11 protein-coding genes are annotated in these 13,347 nt (G+C 59.2%); 3 read left to right on the plus strand and 8 right to left on the minus strand.

Going from position 1 to position 13,347, the window contains the following annotated elements; translation table 11 throughout:
• Nucleotides 1–83: 83 nt before the first annotated feature.
• Together ACA054_RS02835 and ACA054_RS02840 are read left to right on the plus strand one after the other, a co-directional pair.
• Nucleotides 84–1,028 carry a DnaJ C-terminal domain-containing protein gene (locus tag ACA054_RS02835; RefSeq protein WP_497688095.1) on the plus strand — a complete coding sequence of 315 codons (945 nt, stop codon included), beginning with the start codon at nt 84–86 and terminating at the stop codon, nt 1,026–1,028.
• A gap of 23 nt (nt 1,029–1,051) precedes the next feature.
• Nucleotides 1,052–1,357 (plus strand): chaperone modulator CbpM, encoded by a 306-nt coding sequence (locus tag ACA054_RS02840; RefSeq protein WP_497688096.1) that lies wholly within the window; start codon nt 1,052–1,054, stop codon nt 1,355–1,357.
• A 5-nt stretch (nt 1,358–1,362) separates the two neighbouring features.
• Here ACA054_RS02840 and ACA054_RS02845 read toward each other — a convergent pair whose 3' ends face one another.
• A complete protein-coding gene (locus tag ACA054_RS02845; RefSeq protein ID WP_497688097.1) occupies nt 1,363–2,490 on the minus strand; it encodes a sensor histidine kinase in 1,128 nt (375 codons plus the stop codon).
• 241 nt (nt 2,491–2,731) lie between these two features.
• Here ACA054_RS02845 and ACA054_RS02850 point away from each other — a divergent pair, with 241 nt between their 5' ends.
• On the plus strand, nt 2,732–8,014 hold the full coding sequence (locus ACA054_RS02850; RefSeq protein ID WP_497688098.1) for an NEL-type E3 ubiquitin ligase domain-containing protein: 5,283 nt from the start codon (nt 2,732–2,734) through the stop codon (nt 8,012–8,014).
• 57 nt (nt 8,015–8,071) lie between these two features.
• Here the strand turns inward: ACA054_RS02850 and ureC are convergent, their stop codons facing one another.
• The 7 genes from ureC to urtE all read right to left on the minus strand — a co-directional run bounded on the left by ureC (nt 8,072) and on the right by urtE (nt 13,302).
• On the minus strand, nt 8,072–9,772 hold the full coding sequence (ureC, locus tag ACA054_RS02855; RefSeq protein WP_497688099.1) for an urease subunit alpha: 1,701 nt from the start codon (nt 9,770–9,772) through the stop codon (nt 8,072–8,074).
• A gap of 139 nt (nt 9,773–9,911) precedes the next feature.
• On the minus strand, nt 9,912–10,217 hold the full coding sequence (locus ACA054_RS02860) for an urease subunit beta (RefSeq protein WP_497688100.1): 306 nt from the start codon (nt 10,215–10,217) through the stop codon (nt 9,912–9,914).
• Entirely contained in the window at nt 10,217–10,750 is a 534-nt protein-coding gene (locus tag ACA054_RS02865) for a GNAT family N-acetyltransferase (RefSeq protein WP_497688101.1), read from the minus strand. The genes ACA054_RS02860 and ACA054_RS02865 overlap by 1 nt, the downstream gene beginning before the upstream one ends.
• Nucleotides 10,751–10,756: 6 nt before the next feature.
• Complete coding sequence (locus ACA054_RS02870; protein WP_497688102.1) at nt 10,757–11,290, minus strand: GNAT family N-acetyltransferase; 534 nt, start codon at nt 11,288–11,290, stop codon at nt 10,757–10,759.
• 9 nt (nt 11,291–11,299) lie between these two features.
• Nucleotides 11,300–11,602: an urease subunit gamma gene (gene ureA, locus ACA054_RS02875; protein WP_497688103.1), complete on the minus strand. Its 303-nt coding sequence runs from the start codon at nt 11,600–11,602 to the stop codon at nt 11,300–11,302.
• Nucleotides 11,603–11,733: 131 nt separating this feature from the next.
• The gene (locus ACA054_RS02880; protein ID WP_497688104.1) at nt 11,734–12,573 is read right to left on the minus strand and encodes an urease accessory protein UreD; all 840 of its coding nucleotides are present in this window, start codon (nt 12,571–12,573) and stop codon (nt 11,734–11,736) included.
• Nucleotides 12,574–12,603: 30 nt separating this feature from the next.
• Nucleotides 12,604–13,302 carry an urea ABC transporter ATP-binding subunit UrtE gene (gene urtE, locus ACA054_RS02885; protein WP_497688105.1) on the minus strand — a complete coding sequence of 233 codons (699 nt, stop codon included), beginning with the start codon at nt 13,300–13,302 and terminating at the stop codon, nt 12,604–12,606.
• Nucleotides 13,303–13,347 lie beyond the last annotated feature (45 nt).

The raw sequence follows: 13,347 nt of genomic DNA on the forward strand, positions 1-13,347 counted from the left end.
TGAGATCGGTCTAACCCTGTGCTGCAAACAAGTGCATGCTGTGGCAGGTGGCGCGATTTCGATAACGGATGGTGATTCCCGCGATGGACTTCAAAGACTATTACAAGATTCTCGGTGTGGAGCCGACAGCAGACGATAAGGCAATCAAGGCCGCCTATCGCAAGCTGGCGCGTAAATACCACCCCGACGTCAGCAAGGAAAAGGACGCCGAGGCCAAGTTCAAGGACGCCTCTGAAGCCTATGAGGCGCTGAAAAGCGCTGACAAACGCGCCGAATACGACGAACTGCGCCGCTATGGCCAGCATGGTCAACCGTTCCAGGGACCACCAGGCTGGCAGAGCCGTGGCGGTTTTGGTGGCGGTGGCCAGGACACCGGTGACTTCTCGGATTTCTTCAGCTCGATCTTTGGTAATCGTGGCCCTGGCTTCGGCGGTGGCGAATCACGTCGCAGCACTGGGCGTCGAGGGCAAGACGTGGAAATGGAACTGGGGGTTTTCCTGGAGGAAACCCTGTCGACCGAGTCGAAGAAGGTCACCTTCCAGGTGCCGCAGTACAACGCGGCCGGCCAGCATGTGAGCAACACCAGCAAAAGCCTGAACGTGAAGATCCCGGCGGGCGTGAGCGATGGTGAACGCATTCGCCTCAAGGGCCAGGGTGCTCCGGGTGTCGGCGGTGGTGCCAATGGCGACCTGTACCTGACCATTCGCTTTGCGCCACACCCGAAATTCGACGTCGAAGGCGAGAACCTGATCATCACCTTGCCATTGGCACCGTGGGAGCTGGCGCTGGGCACCGAAGTTGCCGTGCCGACCCTGACCGGCAAGATCAACCTCAAGGTCCCGGCAGGCAGCCAGAACGGCCAACGCATGCGCGCCAAGGGCCATGGCCTGATGAACAAGGCAGGTGAACGCGGTTATCTGTTCATCCAGTTCAAAGCCGTAATGCCCAAGGCCGCCGACGATGACGTCAAGGCGCTGTGGCAGGAACTGGCGAAAAAAGCCGCCTTCAATCCACGAGAAAACTTCTGAACCCAGCGACGGAGTAGCCCATCATGAGCAGCCCCCTGATCGTTCAACTGGACCTGGCAGAATTCTGTGAGGCGACCGACCTCTCGGACGTCTACGTGATCGAAATCGTCGAGCACGGCATCCTCGAACCTCAGGGCACGGTGCCCAAGGATTGGCGCTTCAACGATTACGAGCTGGCCCTGGCCAAGCGCGCCGCCAAGCTGCGGCGCGATCTGGACCTGGAGTGGGAAGGCGTCGCCCTGGCGCTGGACCTGCTTGAAGAGGTCCAGCAATTGCGGGCCGAGAACCGCATGCTCAAGCAGCGGTTGGGGCGGTTGGTGGTCGAGTAGGCCGATTACGCCTGGCGCGGTAGTACCACAGTAAACAGCGTGCCATCAGCCTCATTGGAGCTGACTTCGATCGTCCCGGAATGAGCGTTCACCACTTCCTTGACGATAAACAGGCCCAACCCAAGGCTGGTGGATGGCTGGCCCAGTTCTTCATCTGCGCTGCGCACCAGTGGATCGAAGATCGTGCCGATAGCGTTCGCGGAAATCGGCGTTCCGTAGTTATGGACCGTCAGGCGAACCGTGTCGGGCTCGCCGTGGAGCGTGACCGTCACGTCACGTTTGTTCAAACCGTGCTGCAGCGCATTGCCGATCAGGTTTTGCAGCAATTGCCCCAGCCGTCCGGCATCCCAGACGCCTCGCGTATCTCCCTCTACCTTGACCGTCGGATCGCACTCCGGGTTGCCGGCGCAGGCTTCGGCAATCGCCTCGTGTGTGGCATCGGCAAGGTCCATGGGTTTTGGTTCGATCGGCAGGCTCTTGCCCAGACGACTGCGCACCAACTCCAGTAAATCGCTGACCATCACCGCCATGTGTCGAGCGCTGCGCTTGATATTCTTCGCGCAGGTCAGCGCGTCGCCTTCCAGGGTTGTTTTACGCATCAGCAATTCAGTCGACATACTCATCGCTTGCAGCGGCGCGCGCAGGTCGTGGCCGAGTATCGCCAGGAAGATATCCCGCGAGCGATTCACCTGTTCGGCATAGGCCGCCGTGGATTCTGCGAGTGCTTCATCGATGGCTTCATTGAAGCGGATCATGTCCTGAAAATAGGCCAAGTCCGGCGACTCCAGGCTGTCGACCCAGAGGCGAATCACGCAGGCACGCAGGTGACGAAATTCGCTGGTCATCTGCACCAGATCGAAACCCACGGTGTGCCGTAGCTCGCCATGGCTGGCGCCGGCTTCGTCCAGGCTCGGGGTTTTCTCGGGGCCTTCACCCTTAGCCTTTGCCAGTTGTTCGCTGGCGGTCTGCGCAGTGCTCATGTCGCGCGCGGCGGCCAGCAGAATCGCCTTGGCATGGTCGCGCAAGGCTGCACGGTCCATGTTTTCGGCCGCAGGCGTGATGGTTTTGGCGAATTGCTCCCATTCATCAACGATACGGTCCACGTGTTGCTTGATGAATTCGGGTAGGCGCATGGCCAGATTCCTGGGGGGATAAGTCTGGCGCATCTTAGCCCTTTTGCCGGGCGCTAAAAACTACCATTACGCGGCGCAAGCACTTGCGGGGGGAATGGGGCGGTAATTAATTATTTTTTAGATTCTGAAATCCAATGCGATTTCAGATAAACAATGATTTTTTCCGCTGTTTTTTAATCTTTTGTTTTTTTAAATCCTCCATAAAACTGGCGAGTCAATGTACTGCATAAGGATATGCGAGATGAGCCAGGTATCGGGTACCCCCCCAATGGAAGTGTTGTACTCATATGGGGTGGGGCAGGAAAACGTCTATCGTGATTATCTTCTGAGCAAGTTGCCGACGCCGATAAAGGATGCTCCGCCCTCGCGATTGGTCTCGCTCGCCAACGCGCAACCGAGCCTTCCTGAGTGGTACATGAATGCGCGTTCAATGGACCGCCAGCACCTCAAGGATCTGATTGCCGAGCGCTGGCGTTTGCAGGGGCCATTGGAAACAACGCTGGAAAATTTGCAGCAGGACATCAATACCTTTGCCGAACCTTTGCTTGTCAAAGCGTTGAAGGAAGAGTTGGAGCTGGAGCTGAACGTCAATGCCACAGTGATTCGATTGTATATCCCGGCTAATCTGTTTCCCGGCGTCGATAATAATGCAAGTCGGTTTCGGCAATCTTCATTGCTTGAGGCGGCGCTGCACAACTTCGAGGAGCCAGAGACACTGGCGGGGGCGTTTCGGGATGGCTCTGGCATCTTTACCGTTGACAGCACCAACGAGTTGCAGCGACATGCACTGACCGTTGAAAAATTTGCAACCCTGAGCCGCAAGCTCGATCTCGGTGCGCAATACCAGCAGCATTTAAAGACATTGCTGATGCCGGAGGATACCGCTGCAGGCGCAACGGTCGCACAACAGGCCATCAAAATCGAAAAAGCCGCGTTCAACGAATCGACTTTCATCGCTTATCTTAAAAATGACATCTCTTTCGGAAGTTACGCGAAGCTGCTGCAGGTTCGCGACGAGAAACAGGGCATCGTCCTGGGTAATCGTCCCTTGTTAACCCATCGCCTTTCGCTGATGGGGTTCAACCTGTCCGGAATCGTACTGTTCAGCGCAGTTGCGGACCCTTCAGAAGTCAAACGACTTTATGACGGCCTGGTTCCGCAGCACCAGCAAGCGCTCATGGAGTGGTCACGTCGCCTGACGTTGTTGCCTGGGCAGGAGTTCGATCAGTTCAAGTTGCTGAAGGCATTTTTCGCCAATGGCCCCAAGGCTTTGGTCGAAACCATGCTGCAACGCAATGATATTTACCAGCAGAGTCGCCTTGATGGAGCTTTGCTGGTCTACGTGCCCGATGACCCTGATCACCCCGTCAAGGAGTATGACTCCCTTGCGGACTTCATGAAGGAACTGGCGAGCCAGCTGCGCTCGCCGAGTTATCAGCAGTTTTTCAGCCGTTTTGTCGCACAGAAAGACAAGGGCAGGTTTTACACCCGGGTGCGCGAGCGCTTGACCACATTCACCTGGACTGCGCGTGGCCCATTGGACATGGGACCCTGGTGGCGCGAAACCGCCGTCGAGAACCCCAGTGCCGAACCTGTCACCAACATCATCCAGGGGGCTTTGTGGCCGCGACTGGGTCGTTGGCGCAGGGAAAAGGCGATTACTGACGCGCGGCAAATCGCGGTGCTCACCGATGATGAAGATGCCGCCACCCGCTGGAACAGGCTGAGCACTTACCTGAACATTGGCTGGAACGTGTTCAATTTCGGCGCCATGCTGGTTCCAGGGCTCGGCGGACCGCTGCTGGCCGTCATGGTCGGGCAAATGCTGTTTGAAACAATGGAAGGTATCGAAGAGTGGAGCAAGGGTGACAAGGAAGAAGCGGCAGCTCACCTTGTCGGGGTCATGATCAACGCCGCGCAACTGGCCTTGATGATGGCAGGGCATGTACTGCCCACCGGTACACCGGTGCCGATCAAGCCGTCTTCCCTCATCGACGGGCTGAAGCCGGTTCAACTGCCCGATGGCAGCGTGCGACTGTGGAACAGAAACCTGACCCACTACGGCCATGATATCGTTCTCCCCGCAGAGGCGAAGCCCAACGAGCTAGGCTTGTTCCGGCACAGTGACAAAGACATTCTCAAGCATGAAAACAAACACTTTGAAGTGCGCAACGATCCGCGCACCGGCCAACCAGCCTTGCAGCATCCAAACCGGCCCCAGGCGTATCAACCCAAGCTTGAGCACAACGGTGCGGGGGGATGGAAGACCGAGCTCGACCGCCCGATCGAGTGGGACAACGCCAGGCTGATGCGCCGAATGGGGCCGGCAGCCGAAAGTTTCTCCGACTCCACTCTGGAGCAGATCCGTATCGCCAGTGGGGTGGAGGAGGGCGAATTACGCAGGCTGCATGTCGTCAACGAGCCGCCACCCGCAGTGCTGACCGACACGCTCGAACGCTTCAAGGCCTGGGCGGATGTGGGCAAATTACCCGAGCAGATTCGGCTTGACGCGGTACCGCAAGCGTTCACTGAGCAGGTATCCCGCTTGCTGCTCGAAGTGCCTGGATGGCCTGAGCGCGCCAGCATCGAACTCTTTGACGGTGCCGAACACCGGGGGCCGTCGATGAAATTGGGTGACATCGACGCATCGCCAGCGAACACCTTGAAAATCACCCGGGCTGAAGTTCGTTCAGGGAAACTGCCTGAGTTTGCCGTGAAATTCATGGGCGAAGAGGAAATTCACGCCATGCTCGGGCAGGGTATTTCCCGAGAGCAGCCCGTGCGGATCAATGCCATGAGAAACAAGCTCGCCGAGCGAGCGAACATCCGGCGCGAATCCCTGTTTGCAGCGCTCAACCGCGAGATAAAGCAGACTGGCTCCCCACCGGTGGTGGCGCTGCAGGATGCGTTCAGCGGACTATCCACGGCAGCTGCCGAAGAGTTGCTGGCCGACGTCGCCCCCGAGGATTTGCTCAAGATCACCGACTCGGCGCACATCCCCTTGGCGCTCAGAGAGCGTGCGAAAGTCTCTCTACTGACGTCACGAGCCGCACGCGCTTATGAAGGGCTGTTCCTCGATCTGCCCTATAGCGCCGACACTGAGCGTCTGGCGTTGCACTCGCTGCAGGCATTGCCCACTTGGCCCGACAACCTGCGAATCGAAATCCGTGCCTCTTTATTTGACGGACCGTTGAGCAACAGCGTCGGCCCGGGGGATGCAACCATTCGCCGAGTTCTTGTCAGCAAAAACGGCCTATACGAGGCACGAGATGCCGATGATCTCAACCTGCATGGGGCAGACGACTTGTGCGCTTCCGTTTTGCATGCTTTGCCCGACGCCGAACGCGATGCTCTGGGGTATCAGATCAATCAGGGCGCCACACTCAAGCAGACCATTCAACAGGCGCCATTGCCACGAGACAGGTTTAACGTCCTGCTGGCAGACAATCCCATCCGCAAACCGTCGTACGATCCGGTAACCATGCGCCTGCGAGGCGGCATGCGCGGCGCTTCTCGGGAGCTCGATCAGGTCAGTGGGCTACTGACAGCCCAAGAGCGTGTTCGTGTCGTACGTCCCGGGTGGTCGGAGGCTGAAGCCCTGGTTTACCTGCGGGCCGGTGGCAGTGAGGCGAGTATTGAGCAAAGGGCAAGCGCACTTGAAGCCGAATTCAATCGGCTCAACGCGAATTTTCGACAATGGCGGGACTCACCGACCCAATCGTTCCGGTACTCGTCCGCCGGCGTCGCCGAGTGGGAGTCTCGTAACGCGGTGTACAAAGCCGTCAGGGAAGCCTGGCAGCAGACCGGCCTGCGCGATGTGGATTCATTCGGCGACTTGCAAGGCGCTGTGCTCGATCTTCACGATCTCCCAATGGGACGGCATCTAGGGACCATGCCGACATTGGAGGGAAATTTCGATCACGTCACCCGGCTCAATCTGTCCAGCACCGAATTGCCCGATGCTCATATATCCTTCCTCGACCATTTTCCCAACTTGCGCTCGCTCAACATCGACGGCAATTCACTCACTAGATTTCCGAATGTCGTTGGTCGCATGCGCAACTTGACCGAATTGAGCCTGCGCGGAAACCGGATTGTGCTGGACCCACAAGGGATTGCTGACCTGGCTGACCTCACCCAGCTTCATATGCTGGATCTTATGGGCAATCCTCTGAGAGAGGTTCCGGACATTGGCAGGATGAGAATGCTGCATTCGATCATGCTGGCCGATACAGGTATTCGAACCTGGCCACGCGGACTGTTTTCGCAACCGCGGTTCCGGCATTTTTACCTGGATATTCAGGGCAATCTGATCACGGATATACCGGTGGTGCCCCGTGGTTCAATTCAGGCGGAACTGTTGGCGCGAACAGTGGTGAGTCGCGATCCGGACTTTCTCTCGGCCAGCCATTTGCAGACGCTGCGCGATTACATCGAGTCTGTCGGTCTGGACCCTGATAGACCCTATCCGCCACGTGGCGTGCGCGACAGTCTCGACTGGGAAGAGGGCATGTCACGACCCGAGTGGGTGGCCCGCCAGAAAATCTGGAACAGCGTCGAGGATGAGACCGGATCGGTGCCGTTTTTCAACGAGATCCGTAAACTGACCGAGTCATCACATTATGTTCATGACACGCTCTATCGAGTCGATCTGACTGCCAAGGTGTGGCGAATGCTTGAGGCGATGTCCAAGAATAGCGAGTTGCGCCTGAAACTGTTCACTATGGCCACCCCCGGCACCTCGTGCGTCGACGCCGGCGCGCAGCTGTTCAACGCCATGGGCATGGAGGTACTGATCCATGAGGTTTATGAGCTTGCCAATCCAGGCCTGGTGGAGGCCGAACTGGCCACGCTGGCCCGAGGCAAGTCACGCCTGGACGAGTTGAGCCGGATCGCCCACAAGACGGTTTCCGAGCGTCTGGAGCAGGGCGAGGAGTTCAGGCGCGTAGATGCCCAAGGCCAGGTTGAAGGCACTGTCGACGAAGTGGAAGTTCATATGGCTTTCATGACGGATCTGGCTGACCGGTTGGACTTGCCCTGGCAGTTTCGCAAGATGCAGTTCAGAAGAATTGCGGGCGTAGACAAGGCAATGATTGATGCGGCGTATCGAAGAGTGCTGGACCTTGAGACAGGCGAGTTGCTGGATGACTTGGTCGTCGACCAACCGTTCTGGTCATCCTATGTCAAAGGTTCCAACCGCAGCACTTTCAAAAGTTTCAGGCGCCGGATCAGCGCCACCACAGACCTCTACATGGCACTGCAGGAGCGCGTGAATGACTCTACCCTGTCCCTTGAGGAGAAAGCCCGACTCAAGATCGAGATCAGGGTGCTCGCCGCAGAGCTGGGCAAACCGGAAAGCGCGTTTGCGCCTGGCAGCGTCATGACTGAAACTGAGTATGCCGCTGATGTACAGGCGATAGAGGATGAAAGTATGGCATTGCTCAAGACTTTGACACGTCAGGCGATTGACCGGGCGAAGCTGCAGCGGGTAGAAATCCCCTTCACCGTTCAACCGGCGAGCTGATCGCTTTTGATATCGCAGGAACCTGGCACGCCAGGTTCCTGCATGTTGATCCCATTGTCAGAACAGGAAGTACCGTTGTGCCATTGGCAGCACATCTGCCGGCTCACACCACAGCAATACGCCGTCGGCCTTGACTTGATACGTCTGCGGGTCGACATCAATGCTCGGCAGGTAGTCGTTGTGAATCAGATCGGTTTTCTGCACATCACGACAACCTTTGACCACGGCAATTTTCTTCTTCAATCCCAGGGCTTCAGCAAGCCCCGCCTCGTGTGCCGCCTGGCTGATAAAGGTCAGGCTGGTGGCGTGCAGCGAGCCGCCGTAGCTGGCAAACATCGGGCGATAGTGCACAGGTTGCGGTGTCGGGATCGATGCGTTGGCGTCCCCCATCAGGCTGGCCGCGATGGCGCCACCTTTTAGGATCAGCGTCGGTTTGACCCCGAAGAACGCGGGTCGCCAAAGCACCAGATCCGCCCATTTGCCCACTTCGATCGAGCCCACTTCATGGCTGATGCCATGGGTGATTGCCGGGTTGATGGTGTACTTGGCGATGTAACGTTTGGCGCGGAAGTTGTCGTTGCCTTCACCGTCCCGGGGTAACGGGCCGCGCTGCTTTTTCATCTTGTCGGCGGTTTGCCAGGTGCGGGTGATGACTTCACCGACGCGGCCCATGGCCTGGCTGTCGGAGCTGATCATCGAGAACGCGCCGAGATCGTGAAGGATGTCTTCGGCAGCGATGGTTTCGCGGCGAATGCGGCTTTCGGCGAAGGCCACGTCTTCGGCAATGCTCGGGTCCAGGTGGTGGCAGACCATCAGCATGTCGAGGTGTTCGTCGATGGTGTTGCGGGTGAATGGTCGAGTCGGGTTGGTCGAACTCGGCAGCACGTTGGCAAAACCGCAGGCCTTGATAATGTCCGGGGCATGGCCGCCACCCGCCCCTTCGGTGTGGTAGGTGTGGATGGTGCGGCCCTTGAACGCGGCGAGGGTGGTTTCGACGAAGCCCGATTCGTTGAGGGTGTCAGTGTGAATGGCCACTTGTACATCGTACTGATCGGCGACACTCAGGCAGTTATCGATGCTTGCCGGGGTGGTGCCCCAGTCTTCGTGAAGCTTGAGGCCGATGGCGCCGGCCTTGACCTGTTCGATCAACGGCTCGGGCAGGCTGGCGTTGCCCTTGCCGGTCAGGCCGATGTTCATCGGGAAGGCGTCGGCGGCCTGGAGCATGCGCGCCAGATGCCACGGCCCGGAGGTGCAGGTGGTGGCATTGGTGCCTGTGGCCGGCCCGGTGCCACCGCCGATCATGGTGGTGACACCGCTCATCAGCGCTTCTTCGATCTGCTGCGGGCAGATGAAGTGGATGTGGGTGTCGATGCCACCGGCGGTAAGGATCATGCCTTCACCGGCGATCACTTCGGTGCTGGCGCCGATGGCGATGGTGACGTTGGGCTGGATGTCCGGGTTGCCGGCTTTGCCAATGGCAGCGATGCGACCGTCCTTGAGGCCGACGTCCGCCTTGACGATGCCCCAGTGGTCGATGATCAGCGCGTTGGTGATCAGGGTGTCGACCACTTCGGCGGCCAATAGCTGGCTCTGGCCCTGGCCGTCGCGGATGACTTTGCCACCGCCGAACTTCACTTCTTCACCGTAGGTGGTGAGGTCTTTTTCCACTTCGATCCACAGTTCGGTATCGGCCAGCCGGACCTTGTCACCGACGGTGGGGCCGAACATGTCGGCGTAGGCCTGACGGGAAATCTTCATTCGTTCGCCTTGAGATTCAATTGAATGTGAAATCGTTCGCTGCGCTCATTTTCGCGAGCAGGCTCGCTCCCACAGGGAAATGCGATCAACTGTGGGAGCGAGCCTGCTCGCGAAGGGGCCAGTGCAGGCACCATGAAACTTAAAGGTCACCCATGATCCGGCCGGCAAACCCGAACACCCGCCGATGCCCGGCCAGGTCCACCAATTCAACCTCGCGGCTCTGCCCCGGTTCGAAGCGTACGGCGGTGCCGGCGGGGATGTTCAGGCGCATGCCGCGACTGGTGGCGCGGTCGAAGGTCAAGGCATCGTTGGTTTCGAAAAAGTGGTAGTGCGAGCCGACCTGGATCGGTCGGTCGCCGCTGTTGGCTACTTTCAAACTGACGGTGCGACGACCAACGTTGAGTTCGATGTCGCCGGGCTGGATCTGGTATTCACCGGGAATCATCAATGGGCTCCCTGGAGAATCTTGTAGTAAAGGGCAGTCGGCTTGTAGCGGCCGATCGGGTCGCAGGCGTAATCGGGGATTTCACCGGCGCGGGTGTAGCCCAGCGCCTTGTAGAAGTCTTCAGCCGGGGAGCCGGCCTCGGTATCGAGGTAGAGCATGCCGCGTTTGTGTTGCAGGGCAGCCTGCTCCAGCGCCGTCATCAATTGCTGGCCCAGACCTCGCCGCCGCGCATGCTCGCGCACCAACAATTTCTGCACCTCGGCGCGGTTCAGGCCGTTGGCCTTCTGGCACAGGGTCAGCTGCACACTGGCCTGTACCTGTTCATCCTTGACCACCACCCACAGCAGTACGTTGCCCTTGTTCAGGTTGTCCTGAACCTCATCGAAATAGGCGCGGGCCTGCGTGGCATCGAGGTCGGCCATGAAGCCGACGCTGGCACCGTAACCGACGGCGTCGAGCAGCAGGTCAATCAATCCCTGACGATAGTGCGCAAAGCTTTCAACGTTGACGCGTCGCAGTTGGGCGGGGTTCATCGGATATCACTCCTTGCTGGCGGTCGGTGGTTGCGCGCCAGGATTGAGGGTCAGTTGCATGAAGGTCAGGTCCAGCCAGCGACCGAATTTGGTGCCCACCTGAGGCATCTGCCCGGTGATCACGAAGCCGATGCGCTCATGCAGACGAATAGAGGCGGCGTTGCCACTTTCGATGGCAGCGACCATCACGTGTTTGCCGCAGTCCTTGGCGCGCTCGACCAGGGCATCCATCAGTTTCGGGCCAAGGCCATTGCCGCGCTGGTCGCTGCGCACGTAAACCGAATGCTCCACGGTATGACGGAAGCCGTCGAACGGTCGCCAGTCGCCGAATGAAGCGTAGCCCAGCATGCTGTTCTCGCCGTCGACAATCACCAGGATCGGATAACCCTGGGCTTGCCGGGCGCTGAACCAGGCCTGGCGGTTGCCAAGGTCGACTGCCTGTTCGTTCCAGATCGCCGTGGTGTTGAGCACCGCGTCGTTATAGATGTCACGGATTGCCGGCAGGTCGGCATGCACGGCATCGCGAATGGTGTAAGTCATGGCGAAGCCTCAGACGATCGGTTGGTGGACGGTGACCAGTTTGGTGCCGTCGGGGAAGGTGGCTTCCACCTGGATCTCCGGGATCATTTCCGGGATGCCTTCCATCACTTGTTCGCGGCTAAGCAGGGTGGTACCGAAGTGCATCAGCTCGGCCACGGTCTGGCCGTCACGGGCGCCTTCGAGCAGTGCGGCGCAGATGTAGGCCATGGCCTCCGGGTAATTGAGTTTCACGCCGCGGGCCAAACGCCGCTCGGCGACGAGGCCGGCGGTGAAGATCAGCAGCTTGTCTTTTTCGCGTGGGGTCAGGTCCATCGTAGAAATCCATCAGGGCAGATTAAAAAGTTTCGGATTTGTGAATACGTACCCTGTAGGAGCCGGCTTGCTGGCGATGGCGACCGTACGGACGCCATCGCCAGCAAGCCGGCTCCTACGGTGATCGGTGTTCAGGTGCTCCATATCCTGGGTGGGACGGCTTCCCGGCCGAGCAATGCCGGCCTGAGCAATCGCCACAAATCGATCATCCAGCCGCGCGCCAACAAGGCCTCGCTGGCCAGGCAACGGGCGACCAAAAGCCCCGGCAACTGCGTCAGATCCCCGCGCACGTCATTGCTCAACGAACGGCATCTTTCCAGCAACTCACGGTCGACCTCACCGGTCACCAACAACGTCGCAAACACCGGCTGTCCATCCAGCCCGATCGGCGAATCGAGCAAACCATCACCGCCGACAATGCGCTGGCGTTCGTGCCAGAGCAACTGGCCGTCGCGGCGGATATCCAGATGCGCCTGAAAATGCCCGAGATCGAAACGCTCGCCACTGGCCGGGCGACCCAGCGCCACCACGTCCCAGTAGAACAGCCGTGCATCACCTTGCAGATCAATGGACGTGCTGAGCTCGGCGCGGGCATCGCTGAAGATGATCGTCTCTTGCGGCAGCCACTCCAGTGTCGCGCCGTTGGCCACTTTCAGATCGAGTTTCTGATAAGCCGGCGCTGCCGCGCGATACCACTTGGCGGCGCCGGGGCTGGTGATTTGTGCCCACGCCGCGCGGCCGACGCTGGCGCTGATGTCCAGCCGGTCACCGCCGGCAATTCCGCCCGGCGGATGCACGATGATGTGCTGGCACACCTCGGGCCCTTCTGCATACAGGTGCTTCTGCACCCGTAGCGGGCCTTTGTGTCGTCGCTGGACCGGGCGCGTGCTGTCGCCGAACCGGGCGTAGCCCAGTTCCAGCTCGGCATGCCAGCTCGGGGTAAACAGGGCAGTAGGAAGAGGTAAATTCATATTTTCTGATTATCGTCAGGACGCTACAGATTAGATCGTAACCAGACCGCGTACACCCTCGGCTTCCATGTTTTCTCCGCGGCCCTGCTGCACGATCTCACCGCGGGACATCACCAGGTACTGATCGGCCAGTTCGGCGGCGAAGTCGTAGAACTGCTCTACCAGAAGAATCGCCATATCGCCGCGCGCCGCGAGTTTCTTGATCACTGCGCCGATCTCCTTGATCACCGACGGCTGGATGCCTTCGGTGGGTTCATCGAGGATCAGCAACCGTGGGCGGCTGGCCAGGGCTCTCCCGATTGCAAGCTGCTGCTGTTGGCCACCGGACAAATCACCGCCGCGCCGTTGCTTCATCTGCAACAACACCGGAAACAGCTCGTAGATGAATGCCGGGACTTCCCTGGCTTCGGAACCGGGGAAGCGCGACAGGCCCATCAACAGGTTTTCCTCCACGGTCAGGCGGCCGAAGATTTCGCGGCCCTGCGGCACGTACGCAATGCCGGCATGCACCCGCTGGTGCGGCTTGAACGTGGTGATCGGCTTGCCCTCCCAATTGACCGCGCCTTCCTTGGCCGGCAGCAGGCCCATCAGGCACTTGAGCAGGGTAGTCTTGCCCACGCCGTTACGACCGAGCAGGCAGGTGACTTCGCCGACCTTCACGTCAAACGTCAGGCCGCGCAGGATGTGGCTACCGCCGTAGTACTGGTGCAGCTTCTCGACTTGCAGCATTTCATATTCTCCCCCGTGATCGTTCCCACGCTCTGCGTGGGAATG

The organism is Pseudomonas sp. LBUM1653 (genome assembly GCF_059716115.1).